General features: G+C 64.4%; 7 protein-coding genes and 1 pseudogene. 5 read left to right on the forward strand and 3 right to left on the reverse strand.

Annotated elements, in window-relative coordinates:
- Positions 1 to 12: 12 nt before the first annotated feature.
- A protein-coding gene (locus ACCQ13_RS09480) for an IS3 family transposase (RefSeq protein ID WP_372372396.1) occupies positions 13 to 1,562 on the reverse strand; the annotation gives its coding sequence in 2 pieces (ribosomal slippage) (positions 13 to 1,109 and positions 1,109 to 1,562; 1,551 coding nt in all).
- A gap of 47 nt (positions 1,563 to 1,609) precedes the next feature.
- Between ACCQ13_RS09480 and ACCQ13_RS09485 the strand changes: the two are divergent.
- Positions 1,610 to 2,578 (forward strand): annotated as a pseudogene (locus ACCQ13_RS09485) (TraG/VirB4 family ATPase); the annotation flags it as partial.
- Between the two features lie 172 nt (positions 2,579 to 2,750).
- Positions 2,751 to 4,367, forward strand: coding sequence for an alpha-amylase family glycosyl hydrolase (locus ACCQ13_RS09490; protein WP_104602800.1), 1,617 nt, complete (start codon positions 2,751 to 2,753; stop codon positions 4,365 to 4,367).
- A gap of 300 nt (positions 4,368 to 4,667) precedes the next feature.
- Here the strand turns inward: ACCQ13_RS09490 and ACCQ13_RS09495 are convergent, their stop codons facing one another.
- The gene (locus ACCQ13_RS09495) at positions 4,668 to 7,442 is read right to left on the reverse strand and encodes a TonB-dependent receptor (protein WP_159407085.1); all 2,775 of its coding nucleotides are present in this window, start codon (positions 7,440 to 7,442) and stop codon (positions 4,668 to 4,670) included.
- Between the two features lie 316 nt (positions 7,443 to 7,758).
- Positions 7,759 to 9,840 carry a glycoside hydrolase family 97 protein gene (locus ACCQ13_RS09500; protein ID WP_274392098.1) on the reverse strand — a complete coding sequence of 694 codons (2,082 nt, stop codon included), beginning with the start codon at positions 9,838 to 9,840 and terminating at the stop codon, positions 7,759 to 7,761.
- Between the two features lie 242 nt (positions 9,841 to 10,082).
- On the opposite strand from ACCQ13_RS09500, the gene ACCQ13_RS09505 reads away from it, so the two are divergent.
- From ACCQ13_RS09505 to ACCQ13_RS09515, 3 genes are read left to right on the forward strand one after another with little or no spacing between them, the layout of a single operon-like run.
- Positions 10,083 to 12,269 (forward strand): glucosidase family protein, encoded by a 2,187-nt coding sequence (locus tag ACCQ13_RS09505; RefSeq protein ID WP_104602797.1) that lies wholly within the window; start codon positions 10,083 to 10,085, stop codon positions 12,267 to 12,269.
- Positions 12,266 to 13,744: an MFS transporter gene (locus ACCQ13_RS09510; protein ID WP_104602796.1), complete on the forward strand. Its 1,479-nt coding sequence runs from the start codon at positions 12,266 to 12,268 to the stop codon at positions 13,742 to 13,744. Before ACCQ13_RS09505 ends, ACCQ13_RS09510 begins: the two co-directional genes overlap by 4 nt.
- On the forward strand, positions 13,744 to 15,417 hold the full coding sequence (locus ACCQ13_RS09515) for an alpha-amylase family glycosyl hydrolase (protein WP_167526882.1): 1,674 nt from the start codon (positions 13,744 to 13,746) through the stop codon (positions 15,415 to 15,417). Before ACCQ13_RS09510 ends, ACCQ13_RS09515 begins: the two co-directional genes overlap by 1 nt.
- Positions 15,418 to 15,471: the final 54 nt, after the last annotated feature.

Raw genomic sequence — 15,471 nt, forward strand, 5'->3', positions numbered from 1 at the left:
TTGTCCGCTATTTCATGCTGCGAACTTCATGTCATCAGGTGCTTTCCTATCGTCGTTATCCGGGTTCAGCCAAACCGTGCCGACAGGCGTCCAGTTACGCGTGGCGCGTCCGCGCCAGCGGCTCGGATGACGCATGGCGGCCTCCCGGTACACGTCCGCGCGTGCGGCCAGGATGGCCTGGTCGCGTCGCTCATGGCGCTCGTGCGGCGTCACGAATCGGATGCCACTGTGGCGGTGCTCGTTGTTGTACCAGTCCACGAAGCCCGCCACCCAACTGCGCGCGCAGGTGATGTCGGTAAACGGCCTGCTCGGATATGCCGGCGCGTACTTCAGCGTGCGGAACAGCGCCTCTGAGTAAGGGTTGTCGTCACTCACCCGTGGACGGCTGAAGGACGGGGTCACATGAAGGCTCTGCAAGGTGGCCAGCATCGTTGCCGCTTTCATCGGGCCGCCATTGTCAGCGTGCAGTACCAGCGTGTCGCGCGCCACCTGCTCTCGCATGCAGGCTTTCCCGATCAGCACCGATGCGTGGATGGCCAGCTCCTCGTGGTGGACCTCCCAGCCCACGATCTTGCGACTGTAGACGTCCAGGATCATATACAGCTTGAAGAACTGGCCTTTCACCGTCGAGGGCAGATAAGTGATATCCCATGACCAGACTTGGCGAGGGGCATCGGCACGCACCGCCATCGGTTTAGCCACAGTTCGCGGGGCGGCGGCGCGACCACGGCGATTGACTTGCCCACGCGCACGCAGCACGCGATACATGCTTGATTCCGATGCGATGTAAATCCCCTGATCTGCCAGCCGGGGCACGATCTGCGAGGGGGGCAGGCTCTGGTAATCGGGCTGGTTGGCGACGGCCATGATGCGTTCCTTATCGACGCAGCTCAGCGCATGCGGGCAGTGCTTGGCCGCGCCTTTTCGAGCATCCACCAACGTGCTGGCACCGCGCCAACGGCGCAGCGTGCGGCAGCTGATGCCCAGCACCTGGCATGCCTTGATCTCGCGGGCACCGGCGGCCACTGCCTCGGCGATCAACGTGACGGCTCTCTGTTTCAACGACGCGGGGATCAGACGTCCTCGTCGGTGCCCCAGAGAGCCTGGGCTTTTTTTGACAGCGTCAGCAGCGCTGCCGCCTCCGCCAGGGCGCGATCCTTGCGCAAAAGCTCCTTCTCAAGCTGCTTGACGCGCTTGCGCATCACCGTGGAAACCGCCCGCTCCGCTGCCGAGGCGCTCGACTGCATGGTCTCAAAGGCCTGCCGCCAGGCAGCGATCTGCTCGGGGTAGATGCCGTTCTCACGGCACCACGCCGAGCACTCGGCCTCGTTCATCGGCATCGTCTGGGCGACGGCTCTCAGTTTGGCTTTCACGTCCCATTTGTCCGGCGAAGTAGCGGTGTCGGGCACGATATATCCTTGGCTGCGGATCTGTTTCTTCCACGCGTACAACGTGGGGGCGCTGATGCCAGTGTGACGGCTCAGGTCAGCAACGCTCTGATTGTTGGGGGGCATCATCCGCCGGACGATCTGGTCTTTGAGTTCGGGGCTGTAGTGGGCCATCGCGGTCTCCATCTGAGGATTCAGGGGAGCGGACAACTATCGTGACATGGGGGGACTGCGTGACGACGCTGCAGACCACCAACGGCCAGCCGTATTATTTCAACTTCCACGCCACGCACCCGGCGGAGAATTCGCTGGGCGAGAAGGCGATCGGCAACACGATGGTGATCGGCAAGTCCGGTACGGGCAAGACGGCACTGATCAACTTCCTGCTGAGCCAGGTGCAGAAGTTCGATCCGGTGCCGACGATCTTCTTCTTCGACAAGGACCGCGGCGCGGAGATTTTCGTGCGCGCGTGCGGGGGCAACTACCTGGCGCTGGAAAACGGCGTACCGACCGGCTTCAACCCGTTCCAGTGCGAGCGCAACGAAGCCAATACGCAATTTCTGGCGGAGTTGGTCAAGGTGCTGGGGGGCAAGGCGGAGTACAGCGCCCGCGAGGAAGAAGACATCTACCGCGCGGTGGAAGGGATGCTGGACACGCCGATGCACCTGCGCAGCATGAGCAACTTCCGCAAGAGCCTGCCGAACATGGGCGATGACGGGCTGTATGCGCGGCTGCGTCGGTGGACGGCCGGCAACTCGCTGGGCTGGGTGTTCGACAACCCGGTGGACACGATCGACCTGACGCGTGCCTCGATCATCGGCTTCGACTACACCGACGTGATCGACAACGCCGAGGTGCGCGTGCCGGTCATCAACTACCTGCTGCATCGGCTGGAAGCGCTAATCGACGGCCGTCCGCTGATCTACGTGATGGACGAGTTCTGGAAGATCCTGGATGGCAAGGGCGGGCTGAAGGAATTTGCCAAGAACAAGCAGAAGACCATCCGTAAGCAGAACGGTCTGGGGATCTTCGCCACGCAGAGCCCGGAAGACGCGCTGGCCAGCGACATCGCCGCAACGCTGATCGAGCAGACCGCCACGATGGTGTTGTTGCCCAACCCCAATGCCAGCCGCGACGACTACATCGACGGGCTCAAGCTGACCGATGCCGAGTACCAGGTGGTGGTGTCGGAAATGACCCGCGCGACGAAATAGCGATTTTCCAATTGGAATTTTTGCAGCAGACGACGGCATGACAATGAATACGTATGCACGCGTGCGCTCATGGCCCACTACGCCGCTAGGCTAGCGCCCTTGGCCGGCGGCCGTGTTGGCTGCCAGCAGTGGCCCGGGAGGGGCGTGCATGTTGCAGACACCATGGTGGCGCGGGGCCGTCATCTATCAGGTCTATCCGCGTAGTTTTCTCGATTCCAATGGCGATGGGGTGGGCGATCTGCCAGGCATCATCGCCAAGCTCGACTACATTGCGGGGCTGGGTGTGGATGCGATCTGGATCTCGCCGTTCTTCAAGTCACCGATGGCCGATTTCGGCTACGACATCGCGGACTATCGTGCGGTGGATCCGTTGTTCGGCACATTGGAGGATTTCGATCGTTTGCTCGACAAGGCGCATGCGCTCGGGTTGAAGGTGATGATCGACCAGGTGCTGAGCCATACGTCGATCGACCATGCCTGGTTCCAGGAAAGCCGGCAGGACAAGGCCAACGCGAAGGCGGACTGGTACGTGTGGGCCGATCCGCGTGAGGATGGTACGCCGCCCAACAATTGGCTGTCGCTGTTCGGCGGTGTGGCATGGCAGTGGGAGCCGCGGCGCGAGCAGTACTACCTGCACAACTTCCTGGTGGGTCAGCCGGATCTCAATTTCCACAATGCCCAGGTACAGCAGGCGACCCTGGACAATGTGCGGTTCTGGCTGGAGCGCGGGGTGGATGGATTCCGCCTGGATGCGATCAACTTCTGCTTCCACGATGCGCAGCTGCGCGACAACCCGGCCAAGCCGGCGGATAAGCGGGTAGGGCGCGGGTTCAGTGCGGACAATCCGTACGCGTATCAGTACCACTACTTCAACAATACCCAGCCGGAGAATCTGCCGTTCCTGGAGCGCCTGCGCGCGTTGCTCGATGGTTACCCGAATGCGGTGAGCCTGGGCGAGATTTCTTCGGAGGATTCGTTGGCGACCACGGCCGAGTACACCGCCAAGGGCCGTCTGCACATGGGCTACAGCTTCGAGCTGTTGGTGCAGGATTACAGCGCTGCCTATATCCGCGAGACGGTCAGCCGGCTTGAGGCGACCATGCTGGAAGGCTGGCCATGCTGGGCGATTTCCAATCACGACGTGGTGCGGGCGGTGACGCGTTGGGGTGGCGAGGAGGCGTCGCTAGCATTTGCGAAGATGGTGGTGGCGCTGCTGTGTTCGCTACGTGGCTCGGTCTGTCTGTATCAGGGCGAAGAGCTCGGATTGGGCGAGGCGGATGTGGCGTTCGAAGATCTGCAGGATCCCTATGGCATCACGTTCTGGCCAACCTTCAAGGGGCGCGACGGGTGCCGCACGCCGATGCCGTGGACCGATGCGCCGTCGGCGGGTTTCACCAGCGGCAAGCCGTGGCTGCCCATGGCCGAGCCGCACCGTCGGGCCGCGGTGAGTGTGCAGCAGGGCGATGCGCACTCGGTGTTGAGCGCGGTGCGGGCGTTTCTTACCTGGCGCAAGCGCATACCGGCCTTGTGCGAAGGAGCGATCACGTTCTACGACACGGCTGAGCCGGTGCTGATGTTCCGGCGTGAGCATGCGGGCCAGGTCATGCTGTTGGCTTTCAATTTGTCTTCCGACGTCGCCAAAATTGTGCTGCCTGCAGGTGCATGGGGGCAGATCGATGTGCCGGGGGTGGAGCGTGGCGTGATCGAACATGGGCGGGTGAGCTTGCCTGGGCACGCGGTGGTTTGCGCTACGGACGAGGGCTGACACCACCGTTTTACCGGCGGGTATGAGCGTGATCGGGTGACACCGGCGAGGCATTTCAGTGGGATGCCTCGCTTTTTGTACGATTGTCAGGCGACGAATCAGGGCGCACGTAACATGCTGTGCCCGGCAAGCGACGCAAGGCGCGTGACATCTGCTCCAATGATAGTGGTCGTGTCCACCAGAAAGGCGGTTGCGCGCATTCAAAAGAAAAGCCGCCGATAGTCAGTCGGCGGCTTTTCGATGGCGATACCTTCCGCTTATCGCCCCGTGAGGGAGGGCTTGAGCGCTACCTGCAGCGAATCAGAACTTGTAGTTCACGCCCAGCACGAAGGTGCGGCCCCATTCGATGTATTCGAGCGGGCGATCCTTGGACTCTGCATAGGTGCGATACGGCGAGTTGCTGAGGTTGCTGGCTTGCAGCAGCAGGGTCAGGCCAGCCAGGCTGCTACTGTCGCTAAAGTTGTAGCTGATCTGCGCGTCGGTGATGTTTTCGCCGACCACATAGCGCAAGGTGCGGTTGCCGTTGAAGTTGCCGATCTCGCCGATGAAGTCCGAGCGACGGCGTTGGCTCACGCGTGCCTCGAAGCACTTGTGCTCGTAGTAGGCGGTGAGGTTGTAGACGCGTTCGGACAGGCCGGGCAGGCTGATTTCGCCATCGCCCACGCTGGAGGCGCTTTCCGGGTCGCGGATCTTGACGTCGCTGTCGTTGAAGGTGGCGCTGGCCTGGATGCCGAAGCCTTCCAACGGGGCGAACAGTAGGTCCAGCGGCAACGAGGCGGTAAGTTCGACGCCGCGCAGCGTGCCGCCCTTGCCGTTGAACGGTGCGCTGAAGGTGCCGGTGGTCAGGACCGGTGCGGAGCCCGGCGGCGGCACGTAGCCGGCGACCAATGCCGAGAAATCGTAGTTGTCGCGGCTCTGGGTGTAGATATAGCTCTTGAGATCCTTGTAGAAGAACGCTGCCGCTACATAGGCGCGATCAGCGAAGTACTTCTCATAGGAGATGTCCAGGGCGTTGGCACGCCACGGGTCGAGCATGGGGTTGCCGCCACTGGCACCGGGGCGGCCGGTGGAGGTATCCACGCCGAATTCCAGCGAGGCGCGGAGCTGGTCCACGCGCGGGCGCGCCACCTGCTTGGCCATCGCAAACCGCAGCGTCTGCTCGTACGGGAACTGGAACGCCAAATTCAGGCTGGGCAGCCAGTCGCGGTATTTCTTGCCATCGTCGATGGGACGCACTTCGCTGCCGGCCGGCTGCGAGGCATCCCAGTAATTGGCCTGCGAGGACTGGTCGGCACTTTGCAGTTGCACGCCGATGTTGCCGCGCACGCCTACTTCGCCCCATTCGGTATTGATGTTGGCGCGCAGCCAGGCGGTGGTGATCTTTTCTTCGACCGTCCAGGCCTTGGAGACCAAGAACGAGGCGTCGTCGCTGGGGTTGAACAGCATGTAGCGCGACACGGTGGCCGGCACATTCCAGGCGGGCAGGGAGCCGAGGCCGGCAAAGCCGAGATTGACCGGGGCGTATTGCAGGTCCGCCGCCACCGTGGCTTCGCCCTGCGCGCCCAGCGTGATGTTGCCTTCTGGCTGGGTCTTCTGCTTTTCGCGATTGGCGTAGTTGACGCCCACGTCCAGATCGGAAAACCAGCTCAGTGCTTCGGGCATGGGGAAGCTGGCCTGCAGGCGCGCGCCCTTGAGCACGTCTTCCACGCGCGGCACCTTGCCGTAGCCGGAGCCGTAGATGGTGTTGGTGAGGAACAGCTCGTCCGGATTGGAATAATTCATGCCCGGCGCCAGCTGCGAGAAGCCATTGCCGACGACCGACACGCCCACCGTGTCCAGCTGCGGCATGGGGGCGCGCTGGAGATTGTTCTCCAGGTTCAACTCGTCGCGGGTCGCCTTGGAGTAGTTCAGGTCGGCGATGAGCTTGACGGCGCCGGCCGAGATCTCGTTGTTCCAGCCGAAGGCGTCGATCTTGTCTTCGCGCTTGTTGTACATGCCGCGCACCAGCGGATAGACGCCACTGGCGGTTCCGCCGATGAAGCTGCCGTTGTCGTTGACCCGCACATCGGTGATGTTCAGGCCCGGCGTGTAGCCACCGTTGTAGTTGCTCAGGTTGAGCTCGAACTGGTTGGCGGTATCGATCTGCTCGGCTTCGGTGTGAAAGGCGTCGAGCGTGCTGGTCCAGGCGTTGGACGGGCGGTACTGCAGCGTGGCCATGACGCCGTCGCGCTTCTGGTTGCCGGTGCGGCGCAAGGCCTTGATGCCATCGGAGAAGTACACGCCGTCGGCAACGCCGGGGCGCTGGCGCTGTGCGTTGACCGTCTGCCAGGGTTCGTACAAACCTACCTGGTTTTCATGGATCGGCATGTCGGTATGCGCGTAGCCGATGGTCAGGCCGATGGTGCGGTCGGCGAACTGGTCGATGTAGCTGACATTGAAGCGGTTGCCGTAGGGGGCGACATTGGCCGCCTTGCCCAGCGAATTGCGCTGGTAGCGGCCGCCGATGGCAATGACGCGCTCGTTGTAGCTGAGCGGGCGTGCGGTCTGCATGTCCACCGTGCCCGACAGGCCCTGTCCGACCAGCCCGGCATCGGGCGTCTTGTAGACGGTGACGCCGCTGACCAGTTCGGACGGATATTGGTCGAATTCCACGCTGCGGTTGTCGCCGGTGCTGACCACTTCGCGGCCATTGAGCAGGGTGGTGGAGAAGTCTGGCGACAGGCCGCGCACGCTGATCACCTGCGCGCGGCCGGCCACGCGCTGTGCAGCCAGGCCGGGCAGGCGCGCCAGCGATTCGGCGATGCTCACGTCCGGCAGGCGGCCGATGTCTTCGGCGGAAATGGCTTCCACGATGGAGGTGGAATCACGCTTGACCGAAATGGCGCCTTCGATCGCGCGGCGCAGGCCGGTGACCTGGACCTTGTCCAACTCGGTGACCTCGCCGGCGGCCGGCTCGGATGCAGTCTGTGCGGTGGTGGTGGTTTGCGCAGGCGTTGCCGATTGCGCGGCTGCCAACGTCGGTGCCATGGCAACGGCCAGGGCGATACTCAGCGCGGAGCGCTTGTACTTCAACATTTTCCCCTCCCAGGTACATGTTGTTCTTCTGAATTTTGATCCGGCAGATGCCTGGAGATGCTGCGTCGTGCGTCATGCAAGGCGTCGCGACTGCAACGTATGGTAGACATCGCGCCTGCGTGCAAACGGCCGCTGCATACGTATTCAATCGCCACGTTGGCGATGAAATCGATTCCATGGGCGGCTTCCTGTCATGCCATGTCATCGGCGATGGGTCGTCAGGCGAGTGAAGGGCATCATCTGCAGCGGCGCGGTGCTGCGGATGCATGCAATGGTTGGCGGCGGCCCTACCTGCGGGCCACCGCAACGGCGTGGCTCAACGTGCGCCACCCACCGGCACGAAGCGGACTGCCTGCCCGCCGCCCGGTGCCAGCCGCAGCTCCAGGATGTCGCTGCTGCCGACCTGACGTTCTTCGCGGACGAAGGCGAACGGGTTGCTCACATAGTCGGCGCCATCGCCATCGCGATAAATCTGCGCGGTATAGCGTACGCCCGGCTCGAGAAAACCCAGCGGCACCTGCAGCAGACGGCCGTGTTCGTCGGTGATGCTGCCCAGGAACCACTCGCGGCTGTGCCGGTCCTTGCGCGCGATGGTGACGTAGTCACCCACCTCGCCATTGAGCGCGCGGGTCTGGTCCCAATCCACCGCCACATCCTCGATGAAGCGGAACGCATCGCGGTGCTGCAGATAGTGCTCGGGCAGGTCGGCAGCCATCTGGATCGGGCTGTACAGCGTCACGTACAGCGCGAGCTGGCGGGCGAGCGTGCTGGGAATCGCCTGGCCGTTGCGGCCTTTCAGGCTCACGATGCCCGGCGTGTAATCCATCGGCCCGGCCAATAGTCGCGTAAACACCAGGTTGACCTCGTGTTCGGGCGGGTTGGGTGGCTGGCCCCAGGCGTTGTATTCCATGCCGCGCGCGCCTTCGCGCGACATCCAGTTGGGATAGGTGCGGCGCAAGCCGGTGTCCTTGATCGGCTCGTGGGCGTTGACGGCGATATGCCGCTCCGCTGCCTCGCGCACCACGCGCAGGTGATGGCGTGCCATCCACTGGCCGTCGTGCCACTCGCGCAGCGGCGCACCACCGGCAGGATTGCGTCGCTCCACCTGGCCATCGTCGCAGACATAGCCGGTCTTGACCGAGTCCACGCCGAAACGTGCGTACAGGTCCATCGCTTCGGCGATCTGGTCTTCGTAATGGTCCACTGCGCACCCCGTCTCATGATGGCCGATCAGATGCACGCCCTTGCCGGCGGCGTACTTGCTCAATGCGGGCAGATCGAAATCCGGCGTGGGTTGGGTGAAGTCGAAGCTGCCGCCATTGCCGAACCATTCGCCGTCCCAGCCTGGATTCCAGCCTTCCACCAGCACGCCGCGAAAGCCGTGCGCAGCGGCAAAATCGATGTAGCGCCGGGTCGTGGCCGTGGTTGCCGCGTGCTTGGGGCCGGTGGCCCAGGTCTGCTGGTTGAGATGCATCGACCACCACACCCCGACATATTTGGACGGCTTGACCCAGTCCACATTGCCTAGCGCATTGGGCGCGTTGAGGTTGAGGATCAGGTTCGATTCCACCAGGCCGGTGGCCTGATCGGCGATCTGCAAGGTGCGCCACGGCGTCTCGAAGGGCAGGGTGCGACGTACCTTCCAGCCTTCGGCCGCCGGTGACAATTGCGCGCGCAGGCGCTGGTCGTCGGTGCGGCGCAGCCACATGCCGGCGTAATCCACCAGCGCCGCTTCGTGCAGTGCGATATGCAGCCCGCTGTCGGTACGTAGCGTGAGCGGCGTATGCGCCAGGGTGAGTTGATTCAGTGGCGTGCGGTGGTAGAGATACTCGTAATGGATCGGTTCGCCCGCCGGAATCCACCATGCATCGGCGTGTTGGGCAATGGCGAATTCGGTGAGTTCGTCGTCGATGATCGCTTCGCGCAGGCCGGCTTGTTCGGGAAAGTGATAGCGCAAACCCAGCCCGTCGTCGTAGACGCGGAAGACCACCTCGAAGCTGCGCTGCGCACCGTCACGCTCGCCCAGGCGAACATGCAATTCGTTGTAGTGGTTGCGGACCAGACGGGTTTCGCCCCAGGGCTGCTCCCAGGTGTCGTCATGACGCTGGCGTGCCTGCGACAGCACCACCAATCCGCGGTCCAGGCGCCCATCGCGCAGGTTGAAACCCAGCCGTGAACGCTGCAGTACCGGCTGGCCCAGGCGTTGCACGCGGTAGTACGGCGTGCCGCCATCCAGCTCCAGGCTCACCTGCAGGATCTTGCCGGGCGAGGCGACATCGATCGTGGTGACCTCGGCATGCAGCATTGGCGCCACGCTTGCGATGCAGGCGAGCAACAGCAGGCGCGCGATCCAGCGTGCGCCCAGCGTCGAGCGTGCTCGACATGAAGACAGCGGCATATCCCCTCCCAAGGTGGCCGTTGCGCAAGCGGCGACTATGCAGCGCGACGCCGGCACCCGACCATGCTGCGTACCGGTGTCGGCAATGAATACGTATGCAGTGGTGCGTAACGGCAAGGTGCGCGTCTACCATGGCGCCACGGCACCTGGGAGGGTCCGCGACCGTGGCGCAGTTGTGCCACGCACCACAACGCGTGCAACGAGGGAGGAAGGCCGACGGCGCAAGCCGTTTCGCCGCTTCGATGCTGAAGATGATCTGCATGGCTGCAACGCTGGGCGTTGCGGCAAGCTCGTCGGCAGTGGCCGATGAGCTGGAATTTCAAGGGCGCCGCGCACAGGCGCAGGCGCTGGACGATGGCGGTTTCGTGTTGCGATGGCCGCAGGGCGAGCGCCGCATTGCGGCGCAGCCGATGCGTACGCACACCGCCAGCCCGATGTTCGATGCCTTGTTCGCGCTGGCGCAGCAGGAGATGGCCGACGACCGCGTGGATGCGATCCGCGATCCGGCCTTCAACGCCGGCAAGCCAGTGCCGTGCACCTGCTTCGAAACCGGCGAGCGCTGGCCGTACGTGTGGACGCGCGATGTCAGTTTCGCCGCCGATCTGGCGCTGGCGCGGCTGGAGCCGCAGCGCACACGCAACTCCTTGCGCTTCAAGCTCTCTACTGCACGCGATGGCCGTACGCCCGGCCTGTTTGTGGCGCAGGACACCGGCTCTGGTGGCAGCTGGCCGATCAGCAGCGACCGGGTGGTGTGGTTCCTGGCCGCGCGCGGTCTGCTGGACGACAAGCCGTTTGCCGACGAGGTGTGGCAGGCGCTGCAGGCCACGCTCGCACAGGATCGCGATGCGGTGTTCGATGCACAGATCGGCCTCTACCGCGGCGAAACAGCGTTTCTGGACTGGCGCGAGCAGACCTATCCGGACTGGACGCGCGAGGACGTGCGCTTCATCGCCGAGTCCTTTGCGCTGTCGACCAACGTGTTGCATTACCAGGCGCTGCGCCTGGCCGAACAGATGGCGCGCCAGCGCGGCGATGCGCGTGCCGCCCGGTATGCGCAATGGGCCGACGCGTTGCGGCAGGCGATCGATGCGCGCTTCTGGGATGCGCCCCGCCAGCAGTATGTGAGCTACCTGGGCAATGCCGCGCATCCGGTGCGCTATGCCAAGGTCGATCTGCTGGGTTTGTCGCTGGGCGTGCTGGCCGAGGTGTTCCCGGTGGAACGCGCACGCCTGGCGCTGCGCAATTACCCGATGGTGGCCGGTGGCAGCCCGGTGGTGTGGCCACAGGAGGCCGCGCAACCGATCTACCACAACCGTGCCATCTGGCCGTTCGTCAGCGCCTATGCCTTGCGCGCATCGCGTGTGCTGGACGATGCGCCGCGCATCGCGCTGGAGTTGCAGTCGTTGATGCGCGGCAGCGCGCTGGCCGGCTCCAACATGGAGAATTACGACATGCAGCGCTTGGCGGTGCACGTGGAAGAGGGCGCGCGCAGCGGCCCGGTGGTGAATTCCCCGCGTCAGCTGTGGTCGGTGGCGGGGTATCTGTCGGCGGTGTTGGAAGGCGTGTTCGGCCTGTCCGCCGATGGCAGCGTCACCCCGAAGTTGCCACGCAGCCTGGTGCCGCTGTTGTTCGGTGCACGCCAACAGATCGTGCTGGAGCAGGGCACGCGCCGGTATGTGCTGCAGCGCCCGGCCGACGACCAGGGCGAGTTGCTGGCGGCCGGGCGTGTCGAGCAGCAGGGCCAGACCACGCAGGTGCAGCTGGTCGGGCGCCAGGCCGACCTGACGGCGCCACCGCAACCGGCGCAGGTGTTTGCGCCGGAAACCCCGATGCCGCCCGAAGTGCAGGAGCAGGCCAATCGGTATCGGGTTGCGATTCCGGCCGGCACGACGCTGTACATGGACGGCCGGGCCCTGGATGCCGCCGGGCATTACGCATTGCCCGACGATGGGCTGCAGCATGTGGTCAGCCTCACCCGGCGCGTGGATGGCCTGGAGTCGCTGCACAGTGCGTCGCTGACGCTTGGCCCATCGCAGACCTTGCCCGGCAGCCAGACCTGGGCATGGAACGCCGCATCCACGGGGCGGCACCGCGTGTCGTTGCGGTATCGCAACGCCAATGGCCCGATCAATACCGGCGTCACGGCTGCGGTAAAGCGGCTGGTGCTGGAGTGCCCGGGCAGGCCGCCGCAATCGCAGGTGATCGTGATGCCGCATAGCGTGGGCGAGCAGTTGTCCACACAGGTGCGCTTCGATGCCGTGGCAGGGCAGGCCTGTGTGTTTCGCCTGGAAGACGGCTTCAACATGAGCGCCCTGACGCATTTTGCCCAGTACACCGGTGGCCGTGGCGGTCGGGACGGTGTGGTCAATGCGGCGCAGGTGAGTGCATTGATGATCGGGCCGGCAGCGGACACGGAGGCCGCGCCATGACCGCAAAGCCACGCCTGAGTTTCTGGCAGATCTGGAACATGTGCTTCGGCTTTCTCGGCATCCAGTTCGGGTTTGCGCTGCAGAACGCCAATGCCAGCCGCATCTTCCAGACCCTGGGCGCGCAAGTGGACGACGTGCCGGGGCTGTGGATCGCCGCACCGCTGACCGGGCTGATCGTGCAGCCCATCATCGGCTATCTGTCCGACCGCACCTGGACCTCCTGGGGCCGTCGGCGCCCGTATTTCATGGTGGGCGCGGTGTTCACCACGCTTGCGTTGCTGGTGATGCCCAATGCACCGCTGCTGTGGATCGCTGCCGGCACGCTATGGGTGCTGGATGCCTCGATCAATATTTCGATGGAGCCGTTCCGCGCCCTGGTCGGCGACCAGCTGCCGCCGGCGCAGCGGCCCACCGGCTATGCGATGCAGAGCTTTTTCATCGGCATCGGCGCCATCGTCGCCAGCTTCCTGCCCTGGTTGCTGGCCCAGTGGGGCGTGGCCAATACCGCGCCCGCGGGGCAGCTGCCCGACAGCGTGCGTTATGCGTTCTATCTGGGCGCGGCGGTGCTGTTCCTGTCGATCGGCTGGACAGTGCTGCGCACGCGCGAATACAGCCCGCGCCAGCTGGCTGCCTTCGACGACGCGCATCCACCTGCTGCGACCGCAGCGATGGCCGGCCTGTTGCCGCCGCCCGCTGCCAGTGCAGTGTGGTGCGGCGCGGGTGTGCTGCTGGCGATCGCCATCGCCTGGCACCAGGGCGACCGCATGCTTTATGTGCTGGCAGGCCTGTGCATCGCCTACGGCGCACTGCTGGCGCTGGCGCGGGTGCTGCCGGCGGGAAGCATGCTGGTGGCAATCGTGCAGGATGTGCGCAGCATGCCGATCACCATGCGGCGGCTGGCCTGGGTGCAGTTCTTTTCCTGGTTCGCCCTGTTCGCAATGTGGATCTACACCACCGCCGCAGTGACCCAGGTGCATTTCGGCACCACCGATACCGCATCGGCGGCCTATAACGACGGGGCCAACTGGGTGGGCGTGCTGTTCGGTGCCTACAACGGTTTCGCCGCGCTGGCGGCGCTGGTCATCCCCCTGCTGGTCCGCGCGATCGGGCTGCGCTGGAGCCATCTGTGCAACCTGTGGCTGGGCGCCGCCGGCCTGTTGTCGATGGTGGTGATCCGCGACCCGCACGGGTTGCTGCTGTCGATGCTCGGCGTCGGCTTTGCCTGGGCCTCGATCCTGTCGCTGCCGTACGCCTTGCTGTCCGACAGCGTGCCTGCCGCCAAGATGGGCGTGTACATGGGCATCTTCAATTTTTTCATCGTGATTCCGCAGCTGGTCGCTGCCAGTGCGCTGGGCTTCGTGCTCCGTGCGTGGCTGGGCGGGCAGCCGATCTACGCATTGGCCATCGGCGGGCTCAGCCTGTTGGTCGCCGGCGTCTGCGTGATGCGGGTTCCAGTCGCCTCGGGAGGGCAGTGATGCGCAGTGCGATGTGTGTGGTGTTGACGATGTACGCGGGCGTGGCGCTCGCGGCGCCTGCGGCGAAGGAGTACTACGGCACCCTGGAGCCATTCGCCGCCGATGCGGTGTACTTCGTGGTCACCGACCGCTTCGTCAATGGCGATACCGGCAACGACCAGCGCGAGCAGGGCGGTGCGCATCGCAGCTTCGATGTGCCCACACCCTGCGCCGATGGCAGCGACGACAACATCGGCTACCTGGGTGGCGACTTCAAGGGCATCGTCGATCATGCCGACTACATTCGCGACCTGGGATTTGGCGCGGTGTGGATCACGCCCATCGTCGACAACCCCGATCAGGCGTTCACCGGTGGCAAGCCGATCACCTGCGGCAGCACGCTCAGCGACTACGGCAAGACCGGCTACCACGGCTACTGGGGCGTCAACTTCTACAAGTTGGACGAACACCTGCCCAGCCCGGGCCTGGATTTCGCCGGTTTCACCCGCGCCATGCACGCCAATCACCTGAAAGTGGTGCTGGATATCGTGGGCAACCATGGTTCGCCGGCCTACACCATGCCGGTGGCACAACCCGGCTTCGGCAAGCTCTACGATGCGCAGGGGCGCCTGGTTGCCGATCATCAAAATCTGCCGCCCGCGCAGCTGGATCCGCAGCACAACCCGTTGCATGCCTTCTACAACACCGGCGGCGGGCTGGCGGAACTGTCCGATCTCAACGAGAACAACCCGGCCGTGCTCGACTACCTGGCCGGTGCGTATCTGCAATGGATGGAGCAGGGCGCCGATGCATTCCGCATCGACACCATCGGTTGGATGCCGGATCGCTTCTGGCACGCCTTCGTGGCGCGCATTCGCGAGAAACGCCCGGGATTCTTCATGTTCGGCGAAGCCTTCGACTACGACGCCGACAAGATCGCCGGACATACCTGGGCGCGCAATGCCGGCGTCAGCGTGCTGGATTTTCCGTTGAAGCAGCAGCTGTCTGCAGTCTTCGGCCATGAGCAAGCGGGCTTCGAAAAGCTCGCCAAGCCCTTGTTCCTGCGCCGGGGGCCGTACGCGAACCCTTACGAGCTGATGAGCTTCTACGACAATCACGACATGGCGCGGCTGGATGCCAGCGACACCGGCTTCATCGACGCGCACAACTGGCTATTTACCGCGCGCGGTATCCCGGTGATCTATTACGGCTCGGAAACCGGCTTCATGCGCGGGCGCGCCGAGCACGCAGGCAATCGCAATTATTTCGGTGTGGAGCGTATCCGTACGGCGCCGCAAAGCCCGATCTTTGCACCGTTGCAGCGCATCGCACGCCTGCGCCGCGAGACCCCGGCATTGCAGCGCGGCGTGCAGGTCGATCTCAGCCTGCGCGGTCAGCAGGCCGCGTTTTTGCGCGTGTATCAGCATGCCGGCACGACCCAGACCGCCCTTGTGCTGCTCAACAAGGGCGATGCAGCCACCAGCATCGTGGTCAATCGCTTCCTGCAACCCGGCCTCTGGCGCGATGCGGTCAGTGGCGAACACCTGCAGGCGCAGGGGCGGCTGGTCACGAAGGTCCCGGCGCACGGCGTGCGCGTGCTGCTCTCGGACGCGCCGGTCATCGATCCCGCATTGCGCAAGCAACTCGACGCGCAGATGGCCGAACAAGCCGCCCGCGACGTCCGCAATCTGTAGGAGCGCGCCTGGGCGCAACGGGGCATTATGGGTAACGCTTCATCGCGCCCAGGT

The sequence above is a fragment of the Xanthomonas sp. NCPPB 1638 genome, from assembly GCF_041475635.2.
Taxonomy (GTDB): Bacteria; Pseudomonadota; Gammaproteobacteria; order Xanthomonadales; family Xanthomonadaceae; genus Xanthomonas; species Xanthomonas cucurbitae.

Excerpts from the sequence above, each read along its gene's own strand:
- ACCQ13_RS09500 (WP_274392098.1), bottom strand. The coding sequence starts at position 9,840 with ATGCCGCTGTCTTCATGTCGAGCACGCTCGACGCTGGGCGCACGCTGG.
- ACCQ13_RS09510 (WP_104602796.1), top strand. The coding sequence starts at position 12,266 with ATGACCGCAAAGCCACGCCTGAGTTTCTGGCAGATCTGGAACATGTGC.
- ACCQ13_RS09490 (WP_104602800.1), top strand. The coding sequence starts at position 2,751 with ATGTTGCAGACACCATGGTGGCGCGGGGCCGTCATCTATCAGGTCTAT.
- ACCQ13_RS09505 (WP_104602797.1), top strand. The coding sequence starts at position 10,083 with ATGCTGAAGATGATCTGCATGGCTGCAACGCTGGGCGTTGCGGCAAGC.
- ACCQ13_RS09495 (WP_159407085.1), bottom strand. The coding sequence starts at position 7,442 with ATGTTGAAGTACAAGCGCTCCGCGCTGAGTATCGCCCTGGCCGTTGCC.
- ACCQ13_RS09515 (WP_167526882.1), top strand. The coding sequence starts at position 13,744 with ATGCGCAGTGCGATGTGTGTGGTGTTGACGATGTACGCGGGCGTGGCG.